The following is a 24,966-nucleotide window of genomic DNA, read 5'->3' as shown; positions in this document are numbered from 1 at the left end:
TTACCTCACATTTCATATTCAAGGGTATGGATCTTCCCTGTTATTTTCATCTCATCATTCAGATAGTACTCAATCTGCAGTCCCTTTCCGTGTACCTGGATCTGCCCTTTTTTCGTCTGTACCCGGATCAGCTCTCCTGTATATTCTAAAATTCCGCGGTAATTTTCAATACTGATTTCCCCGTTTCCGATCACAGTCACGACAGATGCCCCTAACACCACATCCTTTGGCATATTTGCAGCCGCCGCAAACCGTTCTCTTAACTTTTCTTTTTCTGCTTCTCTTTTCATATTCTGCACTGCCGTTATACGCCTCTTATCCAAAATGTATGCAGAACCTCCTCTTCCTATTCGTTTCCTGTCTTTCCCGGATTTTTTGATTTTCCGCTGAACCACTTTCATTTTCTAAGATTTTCTTGCTTTACCACGCTAAAAATGCTAGAATAGAACGAACGATATTTATATTAGAAAAGAGGTATGATCTATGAATTATAAAATCACAGGATACAAACCAGAAAAATTATTTCACTTTTTCGAAGACATCAGTGCCATTCCTCGTGGCTCTGCCAACGAGAAAGCAATCAGTGACTATCTCGTGGCATTTGCCGAAGAACGAAATCTGTGGTATCACCGGGATGCACTTTTCAATGTGATCATCAAAAAGCCTGCAAGCGCAGGGGCTAAAGAAAAACCGGCCGTTATGCTGCAGGGGCATACGGACATGGTATGTGAAAAACTCGCAGGCGTTGCACATGATTTTACAACAGACCCTCTGGATCTGATCATAAAAGACGGCGTACTCTCCGCAAACGGCACTACCCTTGGCGGGGACAACGGAGCTGCCGTTGCATGCATGCTTGCGATCCTAGATGACGATACACTGACACATCCGGCACTGGAATGTGTGTTCACTACACAGGAAGAGATCGGATTGAACGGAGCAGAAGCACTGGATAAATCCCTTCTTTCAGCTCGTACCATGATCAATCTGGATTCCGAGGACGAGGGAGTTGCCACAGTCAGCTGTGCAGGAGGACTTCGTTTCGGTCTCACCCGTCCAATCACCCGCAGTAAAAAAGAAGGGATGCTGCTCCATCTGGAGGCGACCGGACTTCTGGGCGGACATTCCGGAACAGATATCAACAAAGAACATCAGAATGCCAATCTGTTGATGGCTCGTATGATCAATCATCTGTTCCACAATACCGATGCCCTTTTAGTTGATTTTAACGGCGGTACAAAGGACAATGCCATCCCTCGTGAGACATCCGCAACTCTGTTCTATTCTGATGAAGTTGCTGCAAAAAATGCGGAAAATCTGGCTTTGGCACTCTCTGCTGACTTTTCATCCGAGATCTGTCCGTATGAGCCGGCATTTCAGTTCCTTGTAAGCACAGAAAACGGAACTGCAGATGTGATCTCTGCCGAGGATGGAAAAGCCTTTATCACGGCAATGTGTCTTGCGCCAAACGGTGTACAATTCCGCAACATGAACCTGGACGGTTTTACAGTCACTTCGTTAAATCTCGGAATTGCAGCAACTGATGAGACAAGTGCATCCCTTGTATTTGCACCACGTTCTTCTGTTGCCACACTGATGAGCGCACTCAAAGAAAAGCTCTGCCTTCTGGCAGAAACCTTCGGTTTCGAAGTCAGCATGCACGGCGAGTATCCGGGCTGGAGTTTTGCAGAAGTTTCTCCGATCCGCGATGTTTTTGTGCAAAGCTACAAAGAACTGTTCCACGATGATCTGAAGATCGAAGCCATCCATGCAGGTCTGGAATGTGGACTTTTCTCTGATGCGATCCCTGGACTAGATGCCATTGCAGTCGGCCCTACGATCCGCGGATGCCACACACCGGATGAACATCTGCCGCTGGATTCTTTCGAACGGTTCTATGAGCTCTTGACAGATGTCTTAAAAAAGCTTGCATAGACTTGTTACTGTAACCAGTAACATATCCTTATTTTTGATATTATGACATCCCCGCGTTCTCTGGGGAATGCAGGGATGCTCTGATATAATAGATTTTGCTGTAATTTCAGATGGATTGGGAAAGAGATTTTGAGAAAAGAAAGGAAAAATTTATACATGTCTGATAACAAAAATAATTTCAAGCCGTATATCCCGGCCGACCGTGTCGTACCGGAGTTCACGGTAACCTCTCTCCTGATTGGTATTCTGCTCGCCATCGTTTTCGGTGCGGCGAATGCATATCTGGGTCTGCGTGTCGGTATGACGATCTCCGCCTCTATTCCGGCGGCGGTTATTTCCATGGGAATCATCCGCGTCATCCTTCGCAGAGACTCCATTCTGGAAAACAACCTTGTCCAGACGATCGGTTCTGCCGGTGAATCCGTTGCAGCCGGAGCAATCTTTACGCTCCCTGCCCTGTTCCTGTGGGCAAAAGAAGGAACGATCGATTCTCCGAGTATGATCACAATCTTTCTTGTTGCATTAGTAGGTGGTCTTCTCGGTGTTGCTTTTATGGTTCCTCTGCGTCAGGCACTGATCGTAGAAGAACACGGCACACTTCCGTTTCCGGAAGGTACTGCCTGTGCAGAAGTTCTTCTTGCCGGAGAAGAAGGCGGAAGCAAAGCAGGTACGGTATTCTCCGGTCTGGGAATCGCTGCCGCTTACAAATTTATCGCAGACGGACTGAAAGTCTTCCCAAGTGAGATTGGATATGACATCAAAGCCTATGCCGGTTCTTCCGTTGGAGTCCAGGTACTCCCTGCACTGGCAGGTGTCGGTTACATCTGCGGACCGAAGATTTCCAGCTATATGCTGGCCGGAAGTACATTGAGCTGGTTTGTACTGATGCCTGCCATCGCACTGTTCGGTGCAGATGCACAGGCAATTTTCCCTGGGACCGATCCGATTGCCCAGATGGCTCCAAGTGATCTCTGGGGAACTTACATCAAATATATCGGTGCAGGTGCTGTTGCAACCGGTGGTGTGATCAGTCTGATCAAGAGCCTTCCGCTCATTGCGAAGACCTTTAAACAGGCAATGCAGAGTATGAAAAAGAAAAGCAGTGCTTCAGCACTGCGTACAGAGCAGGACATTCCGATGCCATTCTTACTTGTTATGATCCTGGTGATCGGAATTGCCATCTGGCTGGTGCCGGCATTCCCGGTTAATCCAATCGGCGCTCTGATCGTTATTGTATTTGGATTCTTCTTTGCAACCGTTTCTTCCCGTATGGTAGGACTCATCGGATCTTCCAACAACCCGGTATCCGGTATGGCGATCGCAACACTTCTGATCGCCACATTACTTCTGAAAGCTACCGGTACAACCGGAGTGAAAGGTATGACTGGTGCCATCGCAATTGGTGGTATTATCTGTGTCATCGCAGCGATTGCCGGAGACTGTTCACAGGATTTGAAGACCGGATTTATTGTCGGTGCAACTCCAAAGAAACAGCAGATCGGTGAGATGATCGGTGTCGTTGTTTCTGCTGCTGCGATCGGATTTGTATTGCAGCTTCTGGACAATGCATGGGGATATGGATCTGAAGCGATCCCTGCTCCACAGGCAACGATGATGAAAATGCTGGTAGAAGGTATCATGAGCGCAGAACTTCCATGGTCACTGATCCTGATTGGTGTCTGTGTAGCAATCGTCATGGAAATCCTGAAAGTTCCGGTAATGCCGTTTGCAGTCGGTATGTACCTTCCATTCAGCTTAAATGCCGGAATTATGGCCGGCGGACTTGTCCGTCTGTTCATGGACAAACGAAACGTCTCTGAAAAAGAGAAAAAGGCAAGCGTGGATCACGGAATCCTCTTCACATCCGGTCTGATCGCCGGAGAAGGATTGATGGGTGTCATCCTCGCAATCTTTGCCGTTGCAAAATTAGATAAGATCATCGATCTCTCCAAAAAATTCTCAATCGGAGAAATCGGAAGCTTAATTGTATTTATCCTGCTTTTATTATATCTCGCAAGAGTATGTATCAAAGGCGGAAAGAAAAGCGAATAATTTTTATTCCATTCACTGAAACAGCAGAAAACAGAAGATACGGCCTGTCGAAAGACAGGCTGTACTTATTCTTTATTATTTTAAAAAGGAGACATTATGTCAAAGAAAAAGAAGATTTCAAATCAGAATTATATGGATTTTATTGTCGTCAAAAATCCTGAGATCGAGTATGAAACAAACGACAAAGGTCAGGTTACGGTCATGATCGAATGGAGAGGATTTTATCACCGGATCGCACAGCGCTTTTTCAAACGTCCAAAGGTAAGCGCGATCAAGCTGGATGACTACGGCAGCTTTCTCTGGCAGTCAATCAATGATCAGAAAACCGTACATCAGCTCTCACTGGATCTGCAGTCACAGTTTCCAAAAATGGAAAAACCACTTGCCCGTCTGATCCGGTTTCTGGAGATTTTAAAGGATCATCATCTGATCGAGCTAAAGGAGGTTTATTGATATGTCTTTTCTTCAATATATTCCCTTTGTTCTGTTATTCGCCGCTGCCACCGCTCTTATTTACGGCTGGGGACTCTGGCGCAGTCAGAGACAGCAGCAGGACTTATCCAACCTGCTCTTTTCAAAGGGTGTCTCCAGAATTCAGAAAGCTCTGAAAAAACAAAAACAACTGTCACGTCAGGAATTAGAAGAAGCAGTCAAAGATCTGTACGCAAAACAGCCATTTTCCAGTGAACGTATCCAGATCACCGATCCAAAACAATTTTTAGATTCTCTGCTGCCTTATATGCTCCGGCAGCATCTGATATCTGAAATCCGCCAGAACCATCAAACATATTATATGATTCGAAAATAAAATGTCCGAACAACCTTTCAACAAGGTTATTCGGACATTTAAAATTCTCTCTGATGCTAAATCAACAGATATTTCAATACAAACAAGACTGCCAGTACATACATAACCGGACTGATCTTTTTCGCTTTTCCTGTCAGCAGATTCAGGAATACATAGGAGAGAACTCCCATAGAGATTCCTTCAGAAATGCTATAGAAAAACGGCATTGCTGCGATACAGATAAATGCCGGGATTCCCTCGGCTGCATCTGCAAAATTAATATCTGTCACTGCACTCAGCATGTAAAATCCTACAATCACAAGCGCCGGCGCTGTGGCGAAGGATGGAATTGCCAGAAAGATCGGTGACAAGAACAAGGACAGACCAAATAAAACAGCAGTCGTTACTGCAGTCAATCCTGTGCGTCCTCCTTCTGCAACACCGGAAGAGCTTTCTACAAATGTCGTTGTTGTAGAGGTTCCGAGTACTGCTCCTGCTGTTGTTCCAACTGCATCCGCCAGGAGCGCTCCTTTGATCCTTGGAAGCTTTCCGTCTTTATCCAGCATATTTGCCTTAGAAGAAACTCCGATCAAAGTTCCCAGTGTATCAAACAAATCTACAAACAAGAATGCAAATACGATCACAACAAATTCCAGAATCGGCACGCCTTCTAAACTGAATTTTGCAAAGATCGGAGAAAGACTTGGAATGCTGATTCCTGCACTGAAATCAGGAAGCAGTGAATAAAATCCAAGCTCCGGATTCGGAACATACAGTCCGGCAAACTGACAGATAATTCCTAATACCCATGTAATCAGAATTCCCCATAAAATATTTCCTTTTACATTTTTGACTACCATGATTCCGGTAATGATAATTCCGATGATTGCCAGCAGCACTGTGATCCCCACATCATTCATGCTTGCCGCTACGAAATCTTTGCCCCCTGCTGCCGCAGCCAGATTCTTATTGTATCCATCTAAAGAGAACAAACTTAAAAGCGTAGAGCCTCCGATCACAACCTTCGCATTTTGCAATCCGATAAATGCGATAAACAGGCCGATTCCGACCGACACCGCCTTTTTCAGATTATACGGGATTGCATCAAAGATTGCCTCGCGCACACTCAGCAGTGATAACAGAATAAAGATAATACCCTCTACCAGTACTGCTGCCAGCGCGACCTTCCAGGAATACCCCATCTGGAGTACAACCGTGTATGCAAAGTACGCATTCAGTCCCATTCCCGGCGCCAGTGCAAACGGATAGTTTGCAAAGATTGCCATACATAACGTACCGATGAACGCTGCCAGAGCTGTCGCTGTGAAGACCGCTCCGTGATCCATTCCTGCCTCTGCCAGAATATTCGGGTTTACAGCCAGAATATAGGCCATTGTCATAAATGTTGTGACACCCGCAAGAATCTCGGTTTTGACATTTGTGTTGTTTTCTTTCAAGTGAAAAATTTTGTCAAGATTCATAAATTTTCCCTCCCTTTTTTATTTTTGACACAGAATTATGTACACAAGTCAACTATACGTTATATCATGCCGGGTGTCAATTCATTTTTTACAAAATTTTAACACTTTCTTTATTATTGTTGTTAGTTTTATATATATTTTTTCTGTTTTCTATGTATTTTTACCGCAAATCTTACAATTCTATTGTAACCTGTTGCTTTGCTTCTGTCACAATCTCTTCCGGGAATTTCATGAATTTCAACAGCTTGATTGCATTGCCGGATGTCACAGCTCCCGGATACAGCCTGTAATCAAAATAAATATCATCCTCTCCGATCCGCTCTGTAAAATGATAGTTTTCATAAGTACCTTCCAGCAATACTGTCAATTCATAATCATGGGACGCAACCATCACAAGACAATTCTGTCTCTGCATATAATCCAGAATCGCTTTGGATGCCGCAATTCGCTCTTTCGTGTTAGTTCCTTTCAGGATCTCATCAATAATGCAGATCGTCAGCTTCTCTTCTGAAAAGCTCTCCAGCATTCTTCTGAGATATTTCATTTCTTTCAGAAAATAACTCTCCCCCTTCATGATGTCATCCCTCACTGCCATGGAAGTCATAATCTGTCCCGGATGCATCTGAAACCGCTTTGCCGTGCAGGTACAGATTGTCTGGGCAAGAATGAGATTGATCGCCACTGCCTTAATCCATGTCGATTTTCCGGATGCATTGCTGCCTGTGATAATACAGTTTCGACTCCAGTCCATGGAATTGCTCACCGGTTCTTCGATCAGAGGATGATACATCTCTTCCATGTGTACAGATCTTTCAGAATGAAACTCCGGCTCAGTATAAAACGGAAGACTTTTCCGAAAAGATGCAATACTGATTGCCGCATCCAGGCGCCCGATCTCTTCAAACAGCTGCAGATAACTCTCTCGTTTGTTCTCCAGCCATTTCACACTCTTTTCATAAGATATAAGCTGCCAGAGTGTAATCCCGAACAGGTAATCCAGAAACACCCCCTGATCGCTGGAATAGCTGTTTCGCCTCATAGCAGACATCTTTCCGATCAGCTTATCCAGTTTTCCCAGTTCTTTTAACTTCTCTTCCAGTTCTTTCTGTACAAGGCCGGCACATTTTTCTTTTGTAAGCTGCTTTCCGGTATCAATCACAAGTACGATCAATTCCATCATGCTCATCTGCTGCTCATATTTCATCCGCGTCATAATATAAACCGCAATATTGACAATTGCCATCACGCCTGCCAGCGGCAGGATCTGAACATTCCACAGTCCGCCCACAACACTTCCCAGAAGGAGGATCTGAAGCAGGCGATAAAAGAACACAGAGCCCACGTGACTTGCCTGAAGTGTATCCACGTATTCCGGAAGATAATACAGCCCTTCTCTTTTCCCAAGGGAAATCAGGATTGCTTCTGCTTTTTTACGCGTTTCCGCCTCCTCCTCATAGTACTTCAGCAATTCTTTCCACTGCGCCTGCCCGTTATCTGTACAGTGCAGCATGTTGTAAAGTACAGCCTCTCCTGCTGCACTGTCACACTGATCAATCCGCTGAAATACCTGATCCATAGAAAGATCCGACCAGGTTACCTGATCCACATCTTCCCTTCCCTGGTGTTTATGATAGACACTGATCCTCTCGATCGGAAGTATTTCCTCCATATCAGGAATCTCTCCAAACCGCCTCTGGATCTTCATTTTTTGAATCCGTTTCACCTTGATCTGCTGTGAAATCTGGATAAACAGCACTACAACCGCCAAAATAATCAACATTGTAATCGCAAGAACGAGATCCTCATTCATTTCTCTCACCTCATTTGTATTATTGCATTAATACATTGTGTCAATTTGTTTCCATTTTGTCAATTTCATATTTTATTCATATACTCTTTCTATTTCTTAATACCTTTTTTACAAAAGACAGTTTACCATAGAGAAAAGCCTAATAAAACAGTATTTAGAGGAGGAACAACAAATGAATACTTCTGTCTTTAAAGGTTCTGCAACAGCAATTATTACCCCTATGAAATGGATGGTTCTATTTCTTATAAAAAAATGGAAGAACTTTTAGAATATCAGATTTCACATCATACGAATGCCATCGTAGTCGCTGGAACAACCGGAGAATCTGCCTGTTTAAGCGATGAAGAACATCTGCGTCTGATTCAGTTCACCTGCCGAATTGTCAATGGAAGAATCCCTGTAATTGCAGGTGCTGGTTCTAATAACACAAGCCACGCACAACTTTTATGTAAAAACGCGCAAAATGAGGAACTGTTGGAAATTCCAAATGTGACAGCTGTCAAGGAGGCCAGTGGAAATTTTTCGCAGCTTGCAAAAATCACTTCCCGTTATCGTGATCGCCTTGATATCTACTGCGGAAATGACGACCAGGCTGTATCTGCCCTTGCTCTTGGAGCAAAGGGTGTAATCTCCGTTCTTTCGAATATTGAAGCACTCCTGGAATCGCTGACCTCTGACATCAATCCGGTTCCAGTCAAGACTGCCATGAACATGATGGGACTTTCGGTCGGTCCCTGCCGTCTCCCACTGTGTCCAATGGATGATTTTGCTGCACAACAGCTAAAAAACTGTCTGAAACTTTATCATCTTCTTTCGGAATAATTCCAGAATATCTGTAACCAGGAGGACTGTTTATGAAAAAAGAAATTATCATTTTTAAGGATCAAAAACCTACAAAAGAAGAAATCTGCCACAGTATTGAGCACTTCTGTATGGATCACAGTATCGACTGCATCTGTGTTACCAGACGAGATCGTATCCTATATAAAATAGACGGTGAACTTTATCAAACTAAAATACAGGAAGATCATCTGGATCAACCTTCGTATTGGATGATTATCTGCTTTTTAAGCAGATAATCATCCAAAATTTTCTTCTTTTCTATATAATTCATCAATTTTTCGAAATGGAACCGGATGTTCCGGATATGGGTTTAACTGCTTTTCATACCAGCTGACATCCCGCCATTTGCCGTTTTTATAGCCTGTATTTTTCAAAACTCCCATCAGGGTAAATCCCATCGCTTCATGCAGCTTTTCACTTTTTTCATTGGGACGGGTGATCAGACTGTATGCATTGCAGATTCCCTGCTCTGTAAGAATCCGAAGCAACTCTTCATACAATCTTCTCCCGATCCCTCTGGAAACAGCATCCGGATGCAGATACACGGTCAGCTCCACATTCCACTGATATGCAGCCCGTTCCAAATGGCGGTGCGCATAGGCATATCCAAGGATATTTCCCGCATCTTCATAAATGAGATATGGATATTCTTCCAAGACAGTCCGAATCCTTTTCCGAAATTCAGCCTCTGTCGGTAATTCATACTCAAATGTGATTTCTGTATCAATATAATATGCATAAATCGCAAGCAATGCCTGTGCATCCTCTTCTGTTGCAAAACGTATCATCTTATGTACCTCTTTCTACTTTTTATTCCTGTCTAAAGCAGTTAAAAACTTTGTTCATTATAGCACAGATACCAAATGCTTTCCAACGTCTCTTTTTCTTCCTCCCAAGCAGAATCTATGCTATACTGTACTTGAAATCTTTTTTGATTTTCTGAAGATTTTAAATGAAAGAAGAGGAATCTAATATTATGAAAGCAATGATACTTGACGTAGACGGAACACTCTGGGACACAACCGGTGTTGTAGCCGAAGCATGGATGCAGGCTGCCAGTGAGCTGATGATCCCTCTGGATACTCCCATTACCGCGGACCGTCTGAAACAGGAATTCGGAAAGCCGATGGATGAGATCGCCGCAAACCTCTTTCCGACTCTGTCAGAATCTCAGCGCGCTCTTGTGATGGAGTCCTGCTGTGAATACGAAGAATTTTATCTGGAAAATGCCAGAGAACCGCTTCTGTTCGACGGCGTGAAAGAGACCATCTTAACACTGTCACAGAATTATGCTGTCTGCATTGTCTCCAACTGTCAGAAAGGATATATTGAACTCTTTCTGAAAAAGACCGGACTGGAGAACGCCATCACCGACTTTGAATGTTTCGGAAATACCAGACTTTCCAAAGGCGAAAACATTCGTCTTCTGATGGAACGCGCTCAGATCACAGATGCTGTTTATGTGGGGGATACGAAGGGGGATGCCGATGCCTGCACCTTTGCCGGAATTCCGTTTATTTTTGCAGAATACGGATTCGGTTCTCCCACTCATTATGCTCACAAAATCACGCGTTTTCCAGAATTACTGGAATATCCCTTTTAAAAAAGTATCGGAGCACTGTCCGCTCCGATACTTTTCTTCTAGTCCCGATAATCCAGACATGCACGCTCTGTCACAAACGGACGCACATATATATCCGCTACTTTGACATGCTCCGGATGTGCAGAATACGCTTTGATATCTTCCGCTTTTTCAAACGTTGTCACAAGCGCCATATCATGCGTGCTTGACGCAAATGGTTCACTCACAAACGATACACTTAAAAGTCCCGGTACCTTTCCAATCAGACTGCTCAGATTCGCTTCCATATCTTTTTTGAGGTCTGCTTTTCTCTCCTCTTCGATTTCCGGTTTGAACTTCCACATTACAATATGATGTACCATACTGTCGCCTCCTTTCCCTTTTGGGCAATTCTCTTACATCGTAAAGCTGACCAGATTCATATCCTCGTCATACGCAAGACTGTAATTGACATTGCCTTCTTCATATTTTACCACAATAATGACTCCGCCGTACTTTTTATTATCTTTTATCTGCCCTAAATACGTACATTTTCCAAACTCTTTGAATTCTCCCTGTTTCTCCAGGATTTTCAAATAGGAATCGTACGATTCTTCTGTCAGACTGCTCTGCAGATCCTTGGTAAACCTGCTTTTCCAGCTCTCATAATCTTTAGACTGCGCGATCTCAATATCTTCCATTGCCTGCTTTCTTACTGTCTCCTTGTCAAACCCTTCCGGCAGTTCTTTCAGGATCTCTCCTTGTTCATTTCCTCCGCTTCCCAGAGAGCTGCATCCCATCAGACTTCCCACTGCCATCACGAAAACGCCGAATCCCACTGCCAGTTTTTTCATATTCTTTTTCATTGTCTTGTTCCCCTTTCTTCTTTCCACTTTCGTTTTGTAAAAATCAAAGCTATCATCGCAGCCACGACCCCAAAAATCAGAACACCCCAGATCAGGATTGTATTCTGAAATGCAATTGAAAAGTCGTATAATCCATGCAGAACTACTGCGATCAGCCAATAAAACAATTTTTTGTGTCTCCAGATTCCTTCCATGATGACCAGTGTCAACAAAATGTGAAAGGCCATCGCACAAAAACGCTCTGCTCCGGAAAGCAACACTACCACACTTATGCTGCTATCTTCATTCAGAACATTCGGCAAGACTCCAATCACACCGATCCACACCGCTTCGATCCCGCCGTGCCCAAGTCCAAATGCCACTGCATCCATCCAGCTGGTTTTTCCTTTCCTCAAGACACCAAGTCCCACAACTCTTCCTGTCTCCTCAAACACACCTGCAGAGAATGCCGCAATCGCCATATATATATAATAATGACTGTATGGCAGTATCATAAACCACTCCCAGTTTGTCTTCAGATAACCAAGAAGTGGGATCCGCAGAATCATCTGCGTCACCACAAAAGACAGAATTCCTGTAAGAAACGTAAGAAAATATCCCTTTCCTTTCACCGCAAAATAAATTCCTCCCAAAACCGGTATCCCGATACAGATCAATAAACTGATCACTTCAAACAGCAAATTCATGAGTCCTCCTTTCCCGGCAGCATCACGCTGACCCGATATTCTTCTCCCACAATTTCACACTGCATTGTTCCCTGATACGCTTCTACTGTCCGTCTCACATTTTCCAGTCCCACTCCCATATGTCCTTCCTTTTTCATTCCGGGTCTGCTTGCATTTACAATACTGATCACCCTGAAATGATGCACCTCCTGTATTTTCAGATTCAGATAGGCTCCCTCTCCAAAAGCCTCCACCGCTTCCAATGCATTATCCAGCAAATTGGCGAAAATCGTCGTAATATCAATATCCCGCAGATCCGAAAAATCAACATCTCCGATTTCCACGGATATAGCGACTGCAGGATGCCGCGCCAATGAGAGCTTATCATTACAGATAATATTCAGCATACGATTAGAACTGTAATATTTCTCACCCAACAGATTCAACATATGATACAGATCCTTCACATACGCTCCGCCTTGCTCCTGCCCATCTTTTGCCTGATATAAATGTTCTACAGCCTGAAGGTGATTCTTCATATCATGCATGATCTTTCTGGACTCTCTGTATTTTTGCTCCAATTCCGCATAATATCTGTACTGCAGCTCATTCTGCATCTGAAACTCTGCAAGCTGCCGCTCCAGCTTATGAGAACGGAACCAATATCCAAACAGGTACAAAAAACAAAAATTCAAAAGCACCAGCGCTCCCAGATTGACGACCATCAGACGAACTCCATACAGCTCCATATAGATATGTCCCATTTCTATCAGTGAATAGAGAAACAGTACGCTAAAAAGCGGAAGTAATAAAAGGAGCAGTATCTGCAAGTTTCCCATTTCTGTTTCCTTTTGTCTCTTTCTCCACATAACAGCGGCCGCTGTCACAGGAATCATGAAAAACATTTTGAAGAGCATGGTAACATTCCCGTACCACACAAGATTCTCAAACGCCCCCTGTGCAAGCAGGTAATTCCCCAGAAAAATCCCCACTTCTATGGAAAGAATCAAAAGGATGTTTACAAAAAGATCCAGGAGCAGACTTCCGATTTTTCTGTGAAACAATAAAATTCCAAGAAGCAGCACCCCTGTCAGCTGGATCTGTATACCGATCCACAGATTTCCGGTCAGCCCTGTCAGAAATGCCGCACCGTAAACACTTGCGCCAAGCGCAGTAAATCCAAAGAAATACCAGATTTTTTTCCGGTGGATCGTCTGTGCATTGGCGCTCATAAACAGATACTGACAGACACACATGACCACCTCTTCCAAAACAGAACAGACCAGATTCATTCCCATCTCAAGTGCCATACGCCTTCTCCTTTCATACCTGCTGCGCCAGCCATCGCGTCAGCAATGCCCGAAAATCTGCCGCTTTCTTTTGAGAAAGGGGAACTATCTCTCCTGTCGTCATGAGCAGATCACAGCCCTTTATATCTTTGATATGACGCAGATTTACTACAAAGCTTTTATGAGGAACTGCAAAGCCCATGTTTTGAAAAGACTCTGCCATTTTACTGATACTTCCTCGCATCCATGCTTCTCCATTCTGCGTCACAATCCGGATTTTCCGGTCTCTATATTCAAAATAGCAAATGTCCTGCATATAAAATTCCTGATACCCTGCCTCTGTATGAAGACGGATCCTGGGACCTCTTTGCTCCTCCTGTTCATAGTCAAAAGCTTCCTGAAGGATTTCCAGAATTTTTTCTTTTTCCACTGGTTTGACCAGATATCCGAACGCATGGACACCAAACGCATACTCTCGAAAATCTTCATAAGCTGTCACATAAATGATCTTTGCCTTTTTATCCCGAACTCTGATTTTTCTGGCAGTATCAATCCCCGAAATTCCTTTCATGTCAATGTCCAGAAAGATCACATCATAAAGAACATCCGATTCCAGGAGTGCCTCTCCGCTTTCAAAATAAGAGATGCAAAAAACCGATTCCAGCTCTTTGAAATATGCCTCCATCTGTTTTCTCACTGCCGGCTCATCATCACATATCGCAATTTTTTTCATTTTCTTTTCATTCCTTTGCCCATCATTTTTCTGGCGTAGTTTTAGTATAAAACAGCCTTTCTCCTTCTACAAGAGCTTTTGTCTGAAGTACAGAATTTGTGTCTGAAAGAGTGTTGGTGTGGGAACAGTAACCAAAAAAATGTTATTATAGAGAAAAAGACCTGATCTCCCAGGTCTTTTTCTCTATAACTCAGGCAAAAGTTTCTCTAACAACCTGATGGAATGTTCGATTGCTTTCTTCTCAAATGCCGGATAATCCATAGATGCACTGTTGTCTGCTTTATCGGAAATTGCACGCACGATCACGCATGGAATCTGATTCAGATATGCCCCATGTGCAATCGCTGCACCTTCCATCTCCGCACATTTTGCTCCGAAAAGTGTTACGATTCGTTCTTTTACTTCCTGTGAGGAAATAAACTGGTCTCCACTGGCGATCCGTCCGGTAAATGTATGGATATCCGGATTGGCCTCCTGGTTCGCACGCACAGCCTTTTCGACCAACTGGGCATCTGCGGGGAATGCAAATGTATCCATACGCGGAACCTGTCCGATCGGATCCCCGAAAATACTCGTATCCATATCATGCTGCACCGCATCCGTAGAGATCACCATATCTCCAATATCGATCGCTGCATCCAGAGAACCGGCAATCCCGGTATTGATCACAAGATCTACATCAAAATGATCCGCTAAAATCTGCGTGCAAATCGCTGCATTGACCTTTCCGATTCCGCTTCGCACGACAACTGCTTCTTTTCCATATAAAATTCCTCTATGAAATACCATGGAGGCGATTTCCTTCTCCTCCTGAATCTTCATGGCATGTCTCAATGCCTGTACCTCTTCTTCCATTGCTCCGATAATTCCTATCATCTTTTTTCTCCTTTTTATTCACCAATCACCTGTTCAGGTTACTGTTCATTATACACGAGATTGATTTCTTTTGAAATAGCTTTTCTTAAAAGTCATTCTATGGTACACTATCATGCGGAGAATTTTTTAGGAATGGAGTTATGCTATGAATACGAATGAATTTATTCAAAAACCGGTCCGTCAGTTATTCTTTCATTATCTGATACCGGCTATCTGCGGAACGATGGTCACATCCATCTATGTACTTGCAGATACAATCTTTATCGGAAAGCGGCTTGGAGCCACAGCACTTGCCGCCTTGAATATCTCCCTGCCGATCTACAATATCTTTTTCGGTCTGGGACTTTTATCCGGTGTCGGCGGCTCTGTACTGATGTCCATCTGCCGTGGAAAATCACAAAAGGAAGAAGGAAACACCTATTTCACAACTGCCCTGCTGCTGAATTTTGCACTTCTTCTCATCTCCATGACAGTCTGCGTTCTGTTTATGGAAGACATCGCATGGCTGCTTGGCGGCACAGAAGAAACCCTGCCTTACATCATGGACTATCTTCCTTATATTATCTGGGGAATGGGAACTTATTTCTTTTCTTCTTTTCTTCAGACTTTCATCCGCAATGACGGTGCACCAAAACTTGCCATGAACGGAGTCATTGCCGGCGGAGTGACCAACATTGTACTGGACTATCTTTTTGTGTATCCTATGAATATGGGAATGAAAGGGGCTGCACTTGCCACTGTTCTTGGTTCAAGCCTTACCGTGGTTATTTTATGCACGCACTTTTTTACGAAAAAGAACCAGCTGAAATTTACATTAAAAGGATTTCATCCTTCCTTTTTACAGAAGATCATTGCAAACGGTTTCACCAGTTTTGTCATCGAAGCTGCATCCGGATTTACGATTTTTATTTTCAACCTGCAGCTGATCCGCTATCTCGGAAATACCGGAGTCAGTGTATATGGCATCATCTGTAATACTGCTCTGGTAGTCATCTGCCTCTGTAAAGGAATCGAACAGGCTGCTCAGCCGATTCTGTCGATCAACCACGGAGCAGGGCTTTCAAGCCGGATCTTAAAGGTACAGTCACTTTCATTAAAAACATCTGTGATCATCTGTACCCTGCCAGTCCTTCTGGGATTGTTTGTTCCGAATCTGTTTACTTATATTTTTCTGGAACCAACGAGCGAAATCCTGACTCTGGCAGCTCCGGCCATCCGGATTTATTTTACCGGATTTTTGTTTCTGGGCATCAACATGGTCTTTATCTGTTATTTTCAGTCCGTGGCAAAATCCGTCCAGTCCCTTTCACTCTGCCTGTTAAGAGGATGTATTCTGGTGGTGGCATTTGTTTATATTCTTCCGGTATTCTTTGGAAGCACCGGAATCTGGCTGGCATTTCCTGCCGCTGAATTTCTTACTATGATCGTAGGAATCTGCTTTTACCGTCAGGATCTCAAAGCTTATTAATATGAAAGAAAAAGCGCGTTTCCATTTTAAACGGAAACACGCTTTTTCTTTACTTCTGCAATCCAGTCCATACCGATAGAAAACAGCTGATAAAAAACCAGTGCATAGAAAGCTCCAAATGCATTATTAAAGATACGGTAAAAAATAGCGCCGCCCACTCCCAGAAATGTCATGGCAATGGACATTGCACCCCAGGAATTAAATACTGCCTGCCATCCATAAGTAGCTGAGAGCCCGACTCCGATCCCTCCCAGAATACCGATCAGAGAATACATAGATTCCGGAAGTACCAGATATAACACAATAAATGTCAGGCCTCCTAAGATATTTCCCGGAATTCTTCCCTTGATCCTTCCTTTCATATCTGCATGAAACGGTACCAGTACCGACATCGCCGCAATTCCTGCCCACATCGCTCTCGGCAATCCAAACAGTCCGGCAAAAAAGATCACGCTGGATACCCCCAGGGTCACGCAAATCTGCCATCTGGTTCTGGAGGAATGAAGGTCAAATTCCTCAAAAATATGACGCAACGTCCGTTTGTATTTCTGATGTCTGTGATTGCGGTAAAACACAATCCCTGTCAGGATGCCGCCGACCGCCATCCCTGCAATTCTCTGCAGATACTGTGTGCCTGAAACATCATACCCATACAAAAGCAGATATCCAAGCAGCAGCGTAGACTGATTGAACATCACTACATTATGACATCCCAGAATCATCAGCGTGAAAATACATACCATATTGACGATCAGCTCCGTCACCAGATTTCCTGCATTTGCAAGCCGGGGACCAAATGTCATGATTCCCCAGATCACCATCAGAGAACTAAGTGCATGGGGTGCATGAATCCCAAAATCTGCAAACCGAAATGTCATCACGCTCAACAGCACTACCACTCCTACAATGCTGTTATCACTGCCGAATACCTTTGTGTATACTGTGACAAATGCAACACAAAAAGCCAGTGTCAGTAAAATTTTAAATAGATAAACCGCAATATGACGTGCTTTTTCTTTTTTATCCTGTGTGTTTCGAATCAGCTGCTTGGATCCTGCCTGATTCAACTGTAACTCCTGATATAGAGTCATATCTTCTGCCTCCCTTGTTGTAAACTTATCGGGGAGGCATTATATCATCCATCTTTCCTCTTGTCAATCACGTCTAATTTCTTAAATTTTTATAAACTCACTGTATACATATACAATTCATGAAGTGCTCTTGTTGCGCAGATGTATTTCGCCTGTGTCATCAAAGGATTTTCTTCCTCTTCAAACACGCCGAAAACCTGATCAAATTCCAGTCCTTTCGCCAGATAAAATGTTGTAACTGTAAGCCCGCGTTCAAAAACAGAGGTATCTCTGTCAATATAAGACGCCTGAATTCCTCTTCGTTTTAAAAGTTCATAGAGTTCTCTGGCTTTTTCTTCTGTCATTGCAATCACTGCCGCTGTCTCATAGCCGTTCTCTCCCACACTCAGATTTTCTCCAATGGCTTTGAGCATACTCTCTTCCTCCGAAAAATACACTTCTTCCACTGCTTTTCCATGCCTATCCAGCAATTCCAAATCCGTTGTCTGGTTGATTGCTCCTGCATACGTCGCGATTTCCACCGTATTTCGGTAGCTCTTATTCAGCACGATCGTGCGCATCTTTTTTCCGAAAATCTTTGGAAGAAACAACAGGACATCCCGCATCGTCTCGTCCAGTGTCTGTGCCTTATCTCCCAAAATCGTCATCCGGCACGAAAACAGTGTGTGCAGGATCACGTACTGGAGATAGGAATAGTCCTGCATCTCATCAATCACCAGATGTTTGATGTTGCGGTGTTCATTTTTCCCTTTCAGACGATATTTCAGATACAACATCGGAAATACATCTTCATATTCCAGAATCCGCCGCTCATAAGGAACATCCGGAAGTTTCTCATACCCGCATTCTTCCATAAGCCAGTTATAAATCACATAGAGATCCTTTGTTACATACATACGATCGAATTTTCTCTGCAGGATTTCCTCTTCTTCCTCTGAAAGGTCTCTGTTATGGAGAGTTTCATACTGGTCTTTAAAATACTCTTTCACCGCATCCATCCTGGCCAAAAGAGGGATCTCCTGAAATTTAAAATAACACAGCTCGATCAGTTCTTCTTCCGTAAGCTGCATTCCTTTAAACTCCACAGAAGTAAAATCCAATAGCCGATCTTCCAAAACCGCCAGAAAGCTTTCCATCTGCCCTGTCATTGCAAAGGACTGCTTGTCGCGGAAGCGCTTCTGCCTCTTTTTATCCGGAAATTTCATCTGCCGTTCCATGTGATGATACCGGTCTTCACAATCTGAAACCACGTCTTTCAATTCCTTATACGCAAACAGATCAAAACTCATCTCCCGGATATTTTCTTCCCCAAGCTCTGGAAGAATATGGGAAATGTAATCAGAAAACACGCTGTTCGGCGACAGGATCAGAATGTTCGAGGATTTTAAATGCTCCCTGTCATGGTATAAAAGATAGGCGATCCGGTGCAGGGCAACGGATGTTTTTCCGCTTCCTGCCGCTCCCTGAATGACCAGTATTTTATCTCCGGTATTCCTGATAATCTCATTTTGTTCCTTTTGAATCGTGCGCACAATATTTTTCAGCTGTACGTCACCGCTGCTTCCTAACTCCTGCTTCAGGATCTCATCATCGATTTTCGTATCACTCTCAAATGCATAGATCATTTTCCCGTTTTTGATCTTATACTGCCATTTGGAAGCGATTTCTCCCGTCAGGACACCCGCCGGTGCCTCGTAAGATGCCGAACCGCTGTCATAATCATAAAACAGACTGCTCACAGGCGCTCTCCAGTCATAGATCAGAGGTGTAGCTCCTGTCCTCTGTGCAAAATTTCCGATTCCTATATAAAATGGCTCCGCTTCCTCCTCTCCCTCATAGATAAAATCCACTCTCCCGAAAAACGGAGAATCTAACATCTTCTGAAAGCGGTGTTTTAAATCCAGCTTTTCCTGATTCGCATTGATCCGGTGCAGCAGAGCCTGCTGGTTGTCATAATCCTCATATCCGTACTGGTCCATCTCTGTATAATTTTCCCAGTAATATTCATGCATACTCTCAATATCTTTTTGTCCTTCTTCCAGTTCCTGCGCGATCTTCCTGATCCTCTGCCTTAAATTCTCCAGCACGTTTTCTAAAAACTGCTCTTCTCTTCTGCTCAATTCTTCTGTCTGACTCATACTTTCTCCTGCTTTTTATGATCTTGTTACTTTCTGACAATATCCAGTGTATGCGCACTTGCCCCCAGCAGATCTTTCCGCTCACAGGTGGACAAATGATACTGGATAAACAACTGATACGTCTCCTCATCCATGGCGTTTAAAACGGTTCGCATATAGTTCGCCGGCCCGTCCGCCGCGATCAGTTTTTCCCGCTTTACGCCAGCCGCCTGGTCAATGGCGTCAATATCCTCGATTCGAACATAATCGTACAAATCCTCCTCTTTCGATCGCACATGAAAACTATCATCCACTTTTTGATTCCGGATGCTCTCTTTCATATGTCCTTCTTTGAATCCATACGTCAAAATACTGTACTCATTCATACAATATGCCACTAAAATGATCCCACCCGGCTTTACCACACGTTTTGCCTCTTTTAACGCTTTTACTTTATCTTCCTTTGTATACAGATGATACATCGGACCAAATACCAGTACCATGTCAAACTGATCCGCTTCAAACCGGGACAGATTTAAGGCATTTCCCTGATAAGCTTTTACACTGCTCTTTTTGGATTTTAAAATCCCCAGATTGTATTTTACCAGTTCCACTGCCGTCACATCATAGCCTTCCCCGGCAAGCTGTACCGAATAACGCCCTGTACCGGCTCCCACATCCAGAATTTTGATCGTTTCCTTCTTCCCCTGAGGCAGATACTCATGGATGTACTTCATAGATGTCACATACTCCACATACCCGTGCCTTCTGGTCAGCCTCTTCTCTTCGCAAAATTTATTATAATATTTTTCCAGTTCTGTACTCATCATTCTCTTCCTCTGTCAAATTGTGATGTTTCGCCAAAAAGAGATGCAGCATTCACCGCATCTCTTTCCTATTATATCCTATCTTTTCTTTTTCGTACAGAATATTTTCCTATTCCTTTTTAAATGGATTCTTCTCATGTGGTCCTTTCAGGATCCAGAGTACAATGATAATCCCCACGATATACAAAATGTTTACAAGAACTGTCGGATTATCTCTCAGCAAAAATACAACGATCACAATAGCTGCCAGAGAAATTAAAAGCTGAAGCATTGTAAAACTTCTCTTTTCCCTTGCCTCTTTGATGCTCTGCATCATCTCCAGTCTTTCATGCTCCATCTCCAGATACTTCATCAAGTCCTCATCTTTAATCCTGGAAAGAATCTGTTCTTCTCTGGACGCTGCCGCTTTTTTCCTTGATCGGATAAAACTTCTCTTCGGTTCCGGCTCAGTTTTTTCTTTCTGCTCCTGTATCTCCACCGATTGTTGAATCTGTGTCACTGTCTCTGCAGCCTTTTTCTCTGTCGGCTGAGAAAGTATGGTCTGCTCTGTTTCCATCTTTTTTTCTTCCGCTACTTTGGTTTCTTCTATATCTTTCGTTTCTTCTGACACGTTACTGCCTCCTTATCCTTCGGTCATTTCTGTGTCCATTATACCCTGTCTTCCTTACAGAAACAATCATTTCCGGATAATTTCTCGCTCTTTTCCTCAAACATCAGCTTCCACTCGCATACAAACTGCTCTTTCTGAAAGCAATACTGTTTTCTAAGTTTCGGTCCACAGCTGTTTGATCCGATTCCATTCTGGGCGTAATCCAGGCAAACAATCGTGCTTCCGCTCTTTTCCAGTTCAAAATGATGTGCTTTTCTTGTCAGTTCTTCCTGTGTATATGGTGATACTGAAAAAGAAAACGAATGCGGAGAAACGACTGTTACGCTCTGTTCTTTGCTTGTCAGCTTCACATAGTCACAATCTGCATGGCTCCCATTTTCCTGTGGTCTGATGTAATCTTCGTGCATCTCATCTACTGATGATCGATAAATCCCATGACTGCTTGCCCTGCATTTATCCACATAACTCTCCTGGGGCCCCATTCCATAATATTCCACCTGATTAAATTCCTGCTTCAAAAAAAGCCGGATTCCGAATCTTGGGAGCTCCGGAAACTCCATTTCCTTTTTTACACGCATTGTTACACAGATTTCACCCGTATCAAAAACCTCCCACACTGCATCTACATCCAACACTTTCTGCAGTGAAACTGCCGCAACAGACAGAATACTGTGAAGAACCAGTTTTGATTTTTCTCGTTTCCACTGTGTATTGTACGCTCTTCCCAGACTTCTGTCATACCCGGCTGCAATCCATTTTCGTTTTAATATTCTGTCATTATCTGTAGGAGCTCTCCATATATTCAGCTCCATAGGAGCATCCAGAATCTTCTTTCCGCCTACGTTCAGTTCTTCAAACATTCCGGTCAGTTTATTGTAAACATATGTAAAATCATCTGACTTAATCTGTATATATCTGTCCGTTTCTGACAGCTTCACTTTTCCTTTCGGTGTTTTGAACGTCTTAAGCAGTGTCACAGCTTTCTGATTTCTTCCATCCTCATTTTTCAGAAGAATCTCATCAAACCCCAGGATCGTTCCCTGCGAGATCAGCTCCGTATCCTGGCGTTGATGATAAAAAATCTTCAAATAACACTTTCCAGTCTCCGGGACAGAAACATCCACATACACCTCTTTGCACTGACGTGGTAAGATGGATTGCGTAATTTCAACCTGCCCCCTTCCAAAAACATCCCCATCACAACTGACTTCATAACTGATGTAAATATAGGATTTCAGATCCTCTTCGTTCATATAATTTTTCAACACCAAACAGCCGCTTTCCTGCTCAAAAGAAACAACTCTCGCCGGACGGTACACATTTTGATATTCCAAAAGCCCTGTGTGCGGCGTTCGATCCGGATATACCAGACCGTCCATGCAGAAATTTCCGTCATGAACTTCTTCCTTATGATCGCCGCCATAAAAATACATTGCTTTTCCGTTTTCCGCCTGCCCTTTATAGATTGCATGATCACACCATTCCCATACAAATCCACCGCAAAGAGACGGATACTTGTAAATCATCTGAAAATAGTCTTCCAAATCCCCGGGACCATTCCCCATCGCATGACAGTATTCGATCAAAAGAAACGGCTTATCCGGTCCTTTCTCCATATATTCCTCAATCTCTTCCAACTCAGGATACATTCTGCTGTAAAGATCAATATTGGAGTAATCATATCTTCTCCTGTCACTTTTATAAAGAGCACTTTCATAACAAGTCAGCCGGGACGGATCAAATTCCTTTGTCCACTTCAACGCTTCTTCAAATGTACATCCGTATCCACATTCATTGCCCATGGACCAGATTACAACACAGGGACGATTTTTCTCTCTGTACACGCAAAGCCTGGTGCGGTCCATCGTCGCCGGAATAAACGCAGGATGATCCGCAATCCGTTCATTCCATCGTTTGCTGATATTTTCCCAACTGGAATCTTCCAGATATTGTGACTGTGTTCCATGACTTTCATTGTCTGCTTCTGCGATCACGTAAAATCCATATTCATCACACAACTGATAAAAATAAGGTGCATTCGGATAATGGCTGGTTCGAATCGCATTGAAGTTATGCTCTTTCATCATCTGCAGATCTTTTTTCATCTGTTCCATTCCGATTACAAATCCGGTTACCGGATCGGAATCATGACGATTTACCCCTTTGAATTTGACCGGAACCTCATTTGCATAAACTACTGCATCTCTGATAGAGATTTCCCGTATTCCAATTCGGTCAACAATCACTTCTCCTGTGTTTTCCAGGACCATTGTATACAAGTATGGCTGCTCCGGATTCCATAATTTAGGGGCTTCTATTTTCAATACCACCTGATGCGTATATTCCCCATCCGATATTTCCTGCAGTCTCCCGGATACGCACAACACTCCTTCTTTGTCATAAATTGCAATCTTCACAGGCGCTGCTTCTTTTAAGTACTTTGCCCGCACAGTAATTTCTGCGTTTCCATCCACAATCCTGGTTGTTGTGAAATAGTCATATATGGCATTATCAGGCCGCTGCAGCAGATACACATCCCGAAAAATCCCACTCATCCGAAATTTATCCTGGTCTTCCAGGTAGGTGCCATCACACCATTTTAAGACCAGTACTGCCAGCGTATTGCTTCCGTTTTTCACCAGATCTGTAATGTCAAACTCTCTGGAAGCATGGGACACCTGACTGTATCCTACATATGTTCCATTCACCCAGACATAAAGACAGGAATCCACCCCTTCGAAATTTAAATATACATTTGGTGCATCTTCCTTCTTCTGATACTCAAATGTCCGCACATATGCCCCGCACGGATTTTCCTGTGGAACATACGGAGGATCCAACGGAATCGGATATCTCACGTTGGTATACTGATACGTATCATACCCATAATTCTGCCACATTCCGGGGACATTCACTTCTTCAAACCCGTCAAGTGAATATCCTTCCTCGTAAAACGCATCCTGCAGATCGTAAATACTGTCAAAATAACAAAATTTCCATTTTCCATTAAGCAAAGTCATCCGATCTGATTTTTCTCTGTTCTCCACCAACGGTCCCATGTTGCAAGAGGCCGGAATATAATAGGACCGATATGGCATTGTATTTTCATACATTATATTCAAATTTTCATAATGTCTCTGAATAATCATACTCATTTCTCCTCTACCGTCTGATATGGTTTAATCTCTCCACTCATAAAATGTCTCCTGCAGAGCGGTACATACATATCATTGGCTCCAAGCGCGATCTGCGCTCCGTCCCTTACCATTTTTCCATCAATAACTCTGGCATTGAAATGTGCTTTCTTTCCGCACCAGCAAATGATCGGAAGCTCCTCGATCGCATCAGCCAGCTCCATCAGCCGTTTTGATCCTTCAAATAAGACACCTCTGAAATCTGTCTTCAGCCCATAGCATAAGACCGGAATATCATACTGATCACAGATCTCGGCCAGCCATTCCACCTGTTCAGATGATAGGAAATTTGCTTCATCCACCAGGATTGCATCATACGTGTCCGGCTTCATCGTAAACTCTTCAATCAATTCGCACTTCGCCTGTAAGCCAATGCGTGACTTCACAATATATTCTCCGTCTCTTGTATCCAGTTTTGGCTTCAAAATAACCGGACGTCTCCCCCTCTCCAGAAAATTGTAGTGAACCATCAGCAAATTTGCCGTCTTGCTGCTGCCCATAGCTCCGTACCGAAAATATAGTTTCCCCATTTTAGTTTTCCCTTCACTTTTTTGATTTATAATAACATAAGCTTTAGTGCTTGCTCCTTCTCGACTGTGTCCAATTTCGGTTGGATCCCCCCTTTTTTTCTTTATTTTATCATGAAAAAGGGAATAAAAACACATGTTTTGTGCAAATTTTATTTTTCAAACACACTCTAGTCAAAAAAGTTGAGTACTAAACCTTTTTACCTTTATAATGATGAGCCTATTATCTCATAT

Annotated in this window: 24 protein-coding genes; 8 read left to right on the top strand and 16 right to left on the bottom strand. The window is 43.3% G+C overall.

What is annotated here, in order from left to right; all coding sequences use genetic code 11:
* Window positions 1–5: 5 nt before the first annotated feature.
* Window positions 6–290, bottom strand: coding sequence for a sporulation protein YqfC (yqfC, locus tag FXV78_RS15270; RefSeq protein ID WP_172624263.1), 285 nt, complete (start codon window positions 288–290; stop codon window positions 6–8).
* 193 nt (window positions 291–483) lie between these two features.
* Here yqfC and FXV78_RS15265 point away from each other — a divergent pair, with 193 nt between their 5' ends.
* From FXV78_RS15265 to FXV78_RS15250, 4 genes are all read left to right on the top strand, one after another.
* Window positions 484–1,935, top strand: coding sequence for an aminoacyl-histidine dipeptidase (locus tag FXV78_RS15265; RefSeq protein WP_004842855.1), 1,452 nt, complete (start codon window positions 484–486; stop codon window positions 1,933–1,935).
* Window positions 1,936–2,091: 156 nt separating this feature from the next.
* Window positions 2,092–3,987: an OPT family oligopeptide transporter gene (locus tag FXV78_RS15260; protein WP_004842854.1), complete on the top strand. Its 1,896-nt coding sequence runs from the start codon at window positions 2,092–2,094 to the stop codon at window positions 3,985–3,987.
* A gap of 96 nt (window positions 3,988–4,083) precedes the next feature.
* Complete coding sequence (locus FXV78_RS15255; RefSeq protein WP_004842852.1) at window positions 4,084–4,440, top strand: PqqD family protein; 357 nt, start codon at window positions 4,084–4,086, stop codon at window positions 4,438–4,440.
* Between the two features lies 1 nt (window position 4,441).
* Window positions 4,442–4,795 (top strand): hypothetical protein, encoded by a 354-nt coding sequence (locus FXV78_RS15250; RefSeq protein WP_004842851.1) that lies wholly within the window; start codon window positions 4,442–4,444, stop codon window positions 4,793–4,795.
* Between the two features lie 56 nt (window positions 4,796–4,851).
* Here the strand turns inward: FXV78_RS15250 and FXV78_RS15245 are convergent, their stop codons facing one another.
* Entirely contained in the window at window positions 4,852–6,255 is a 1,404-nt protein-coding gene (locus FXV78_RS15245; RefSeq protein ID WP_004842849.1) for an NCS2 family permease, read from the bottom strand.
* A gap of 172 nt (window positions 6,256–6,427) precedes the next feature.
* Window positions 6,428–8,065, bottom strand: a complete 1,638-nt coding sequence (locus FXV78_RS15240) for a MutS-related protein (protein WP_004842848.1) — start codon at window positions 8,063–8,065, stop codon at window positions 6,428–6,430.
* A gap of 252 nt (window positions 8,066–8,317) precedes the next feature.
* Here FXV78_RS15240 and FXV78_RS15235 point away from each other — a divergent pair, with 252 nt between their 5' ends.
* A complete protein-coding gene (locus FXV78_RS15235; protein WP_233447384.1) occupies window positions 8,318–8,887 on the top strand; it encodes a dihydrodipicolinate synthase family protein in 570 nt (189 codons plus the stop codon).
* A 32-nt stretch (window positions 8,888–8,919) separates the two neighbouring features.
* Window positions 8,920–9,144, top strand: a complete 225-nt coding sequence (locus FXV78_RS15230; RefSeq protein WP_004842846.1) for a DUF4318 domain-containing protein — start codon at window positions 8,920–8,922, stop codon at window positions 9,142–9,144.
* On the opposite strand, the gene FXV78_RS15225 is transcribed toward FXV78_RS15230, so the two are convergent.
* On the bottom strand, window positions 9,145–9,696 hold the full coding sequence (locus tag FXV78_RS15225; RefSeq protein WP_004842845.1) for a GNAT family N-acetyltransferase: 552 nt from the start codon (window positions 9,694–9,696) through the stop codon (window positions 9,145–9,147).
* A gap of 188 nt (window positions 9,697–9,884) precedes the next feature.
* On the opposite strand from FXV78_RS15225, the gene FXV78_RS15220 reads away from it, so the two are divergent.
* The gene (locus FXV78_RS15220; protein ID WP_009244586.1) at window positions 9,885–10,511 is read left to right on the top strand and encodes an HAD family hydrolase; all 627 of its coding nucleotides are present in this window, start codon (window positions 9,885–9,887) and stop codon (window positions 10,509–10,511) included.
* 38 nt (window positions 10,512–10,549) lie between these two features.
* On the opposite strand, the gene FXV78_RS15215 is transcribed toward FXV78_RS15220, so the two are convergent.
* The 6 genes from FXV78_RS15215 to FXV78_RS15190 form a co-directional block, all read right to left on the bottom strand.
* Window positions 10,550–10,852, bottom strand: a complete 303-nt coding sequence (locus FXV78_RS15215; protein ID WP_004842843.1) for a Dabb family protein — start codon at window positions 10,850–10,852, stop codon at window positions 10,550–10,552.
* A gap of 33 nt (window positions 10,853–10,885) precedes the next feature.
* On the bottom strand, window positions 10,886–11,335 hold the full coding sequence (locus FXV78_RS15210) for a DUF3887 domain-containing protein (protein WP_004842842.1): 450 nt from the start codon (window positions 11,333–11,335) through the stop codon (window positions 10,886–10,888).
* A complete protein-coding gene (locus FXV78_RS15205; protein ID WP_004842841.1) occupies window positions 11,332–12,021 on the bottom strand; it encodes a YhfC family glutamic-type intramembrane protease in 690 nt (229 codons plus the stop codon). Before FXV78_RS15205 ends, FXV78_RS15210 begins: the two co-directional genes overlap by 4 nt.
* Window positions 12,018–13,310, bottom strand: a complete 1,293-nt coding sequence (locus FXV78_RS15200; RefSeq protein WP_004842840.1) for an ATP-binding protein — start codon at window positions 13,308–13,310, stop codon at window positions 12,018–12,020. Before FXV78_RS15200 ends, FXV78_RS15205 begins: the two co-directional genes overlap by 4 nt.
* A 13-nt stretch (window positions 13,311–13,323) precedes the next feature.
* Window positions 13,324–14,022, bottom strand: coding sequence for a LytR/AlgR family response regulator transcription factor (locus FXV78_RS15195; RefSeq protein ID WP_004842839.1), 699 nt, complete (start codon window positions 14,020–14,022; stop codon window positions 13,324–13,326).
* Between the two features lie 183 nt (window positions 14,023–14,205).
* Window positions 14,206–14,898 (bottom strand): 5'-methylthioadenosine/adenosylhomocysteine nucleosidase, encoded by a 693-nt coding sequence (locus FXV78_RS15190; protein ID WP_004842838.1) that lies wholly within the window; start codon window positions 14,896–14,898, stop codon window positions 14,206–14,208.
* A 145-nt stretch (window positions 14,899–15,043) separates the two neighbouring features.
* Between FXV78_RS15190 and FXV78_RS15185 the strand changes: the two genes are divergently transcribed.
* Window positions 15,044–16,366 carry an MATE family efflux transporter gene (locus FXV78_RS15185; RefSeq protein WP_004842837.1) on the top strand — a complete coding sequence of 441 codons (1,323 nt, stop codon included), beginning with the start codon at window positions 15,044–15,046 and terminating at the stop codon, window positions 16,364–16,366.
* Window positions 16,367–16,392: 26 nt separating this feature from the next.
* Here the strand turns inward: FXV78_RS15185 and FXV78_RS15180 are convergent, their stop codons facing one another.
* From FXV78_RS15180 to FXV78_RS15155, 6 genes are all read right to left on the bottom strand, one after another.
* Complete coding sequence (locus FXV78_RS15180) at window positions 16,393–17,457, bottom strand: FUSC family protein (protein ID WP_004842836.1); 1,065 nt, start codon at window positions 17,455–17,457, stop codon at window positions 16,393–16,395.
* Window positions 17,458–17,546: 89 nt separating this feature from the next.
* A complete protein-coding gene (locus FXV78_RS15175) occupies window positions 17,547–19,595 on the bottom strand; it encodes a HelD family protein (RefSeq protein ID WP_004842835.1) in 2,049 nt (682 codons plus the stop codon).
* Window positions 19,596–19,621: 26 nt separating this feature from the next.
* The gene (locus FXV78_RS15170) at window positions 19,622–20,401 is read right to left on the bottom strand and encodes a class I SAM-dependent methyltransferase (protein ID WP_024852402.1); all 780 of its coding nucleotides are present in this window, start codon (window positions 20,399–20,401) and stop codon (window positions 19,622–19,624) included.
* 109 nt (window positions 20,402–20,510) lie between these two features.
* Entirely contained in the window at window positions 20,511–21,011 is a 501-nt protein-coding gene (locus tag FXV78_RS15165; RefSeq protein WP_055168983.1) for a hypothetical protein, read from the bottom strand.
* A 38-nt stretch (window positions 21,012–21,049) separates the two neighbouring features.
* Entirely contained in the window at window positions 21,050–24,160 is a 3,111-nt protein-coding gene (locus FXV78_RS15160) for a glycoside hydrolase family 2 TIM barrel-domain containing protein (RefSeq protein ID WP_039959057.1), read from the bottom strand.
* Window positions 24,161–24,162: 2 nt separating this feature from the next.
* The gene (locus tag FXV78_RS15155; protein WP_009244575.1) at window positions 24,163–24,735 is read right to left on the bottom strand and encodes a thymidine kinase; all 573 of its coding nucleotides are present in this window, start codon (window positions 24,733–24,735) and stop codon (window positions 24,163–24,165) included.
* Window positions 24,736–24,966 lie beyond the last annotated feature (231 nt).

This window comes from Mediterraneibacter gnavus ATCC 29149, assembly GCF_008121495.1.
Lineage (GTDB): Bacteria > Bacillota > Clostridia > Lachnospirales > Lachnospiraceae > Mediterraneibacter > Mediterraneibacter gnavus.
The sequence above is the reverse complement of the archived record's forward strand: the minus strand, read 5'-3'. Positions and strand labels throughout refer to the sequence as shown.

What these genes read in the sequence shown, in the direction of transcription:
- yqfC (WP_172624263.1), bottom strand. Translation starts at nt 290, where the DNA reads ATGAAAAGAGAAGCAGAAAAAGAAAAGTTAAGAGAACGGTTTGCGGCG.
- FXV78_RS15265 (WP_004842855.1), top strand. Translation starts at nt 484, where the DNA reads ATGAATTATAAAATCACAGGATACAAACCAGAAAAATTATTTCACTTT.
- FXV78_RS15260 (WP_004842854.1), top strand. Translation starts at nt 2,092, where the DNA reads ATGTCTGATAACAAAAATAATTTCAAGCCGTATATCCCGGCCGACCGT.
- FXV78_RS15255 (WP_004842852.1), top strand. Translation starts at nt 4,084, where the DNA reads ATGTCAAAGAAAAAGAAGATTTCAAATCAGAATTATATGGATTTTATT.
- FXV78_RS15250 (WP_004842851.1), top strand. Translation starts at nt 4,442, where the DNA reads ATGTCTTTTCTTCAATATATTCCCTTTGTTCTGTTATTCGCCGCTGCC.
- FXV78_RS15245 (WP_004842849.1), bottom strand. Translation starts at nt 6,255, where the DNA reads ATGAATCTTGACAAAATTTTTCACTTGAAAGAAAACAACACAAATGTC.
- FXV78_RS15240 (WP_004842848.1), bottom strand. Translation starts at nt 8,065, where the DNA reads ATGAATGAGGATCTCGTTCTTGCGATTACAATGTTGATTATTTTGGCG.
- FXV78_RS15235 (WP_233447384.1), top strand. Translation starts at nt 8,318, where the DNA reads ATGGAAGAACTTTTAGAATATCAGATTTCACATCATACGAATGCCATC.
- FXV78_RS15230 (WP_004842846.1), top strand. Translation starts at nt 8,920, where the DNA reads ATGAAAAAAGAAATTATCATTTTTAAGGATCAAAAACCTACAAAAGAA.
- FXV78_RS15225 (WP_004842845.1), bottom strand. Translation starts at nt 9,696, where the DNA reads ATGATACGTTTTGCAACAGAAGAGGATGCACAGGCATTGCTTGCGATT.
- FXV78_RS15220 (WP_009244586.1), top strand. Translation starts at nt 9,885, where the DNA reads ATGAAAGCAATGATACTTGACGTAGACGGAACACTCTGGGACACAACC.
- FXV78_RS15215 (WP_004842843.1), bottom strand. Translation starts at nt 10,852, where the DNA reads ATGGTACATCATATTGTAATGTGGAAGTTCAAACCGGAAATCGAAGAG.
- FXV78_RS15210 (WP_004842842.1), bottom strand. Translation starts at nt 11,335, where the DNA reads ATGAAAAAGAATATGAAAAAACTGGCAGTGGGATTCGGCGTTTTCGTG.
- FXV78_RS15205 (WP_004842841.1), bottom strand. Translation starts at nt 12,021, where the DNA reads ATGAATTTGCTGTTTGAAGTGATCAGTTTATTGATCTGTATCGGGATA.
- FXV78_RS15200 (WP_004842840.1), bottom strand. Translation starts at nt 13,310, where the DNA reads ATGGCACTTGAGATGGGAATGAATCTGGTCTGTTCTGTTTTGGAAGAG.
- FXV78_RS15195 (WP_004842839.1), bottom strand. Translation starts at nt 14,022, where the DNA reads ATGAAAAAAATTGCGATATGTGATGATGAGCCGGCAGTGAGAAAACAG.
- FXV78_RS15190 (WP_004842838.1), bottom strand. Translation starts at nt 14,898, where the DNA reads ATGATAGGAATTATCGGAGCAATGGAAGAAGAGGTACAGGCATTGAGA.
- FXV78_RS15185 (WP_004842837.1), top strand. Translation starts at nt 15,044, where the DNA reads ATGAATACGAATGAATTTATTCAAAAACCGGTCCGTCAGTTATTCTTT.
- FXV78_RS15180 (WP_004842836.1), bottom strand. Translation starts at nt 17,457, where the DNA reads ATGACTCTATATCAGGAGTTACAGTTGAATCAGGCAGGATCCAAGCAG.
- FXV78_RS15175 (WP_004842835.1), bottom strand. Translation starts at nt 19,595, where the DNA reads ATGAGTCAGACAGAAGAATTGAGCAGAAGAGAAGAGCAGTTTTTAGAA.
- FXV78_RS15170 (WP_024852402.1), bottom strand. Translation starts at nt 20,401, where the DNA reads ATGAGTACAGAACTGGAAAAATATTATAATAAATTTTGCGAAGAGAAG.
- FXV78_RS15160 (WP_039959057.1), bottom strand. Translation starts at nt 24,160, where the DNA reads ATGATTATTCAGAGACATTATGAAAATTTGAATATAATGTATGAAAAT.
- FXV78_RS15155 (WP_009244575.1), bottom strand. Translation starts at nt 24,735, where the DNA reads ATGGGGAAACTATATTTTCGGTACGGAGCTATGGGCAGCAGCAAGACG.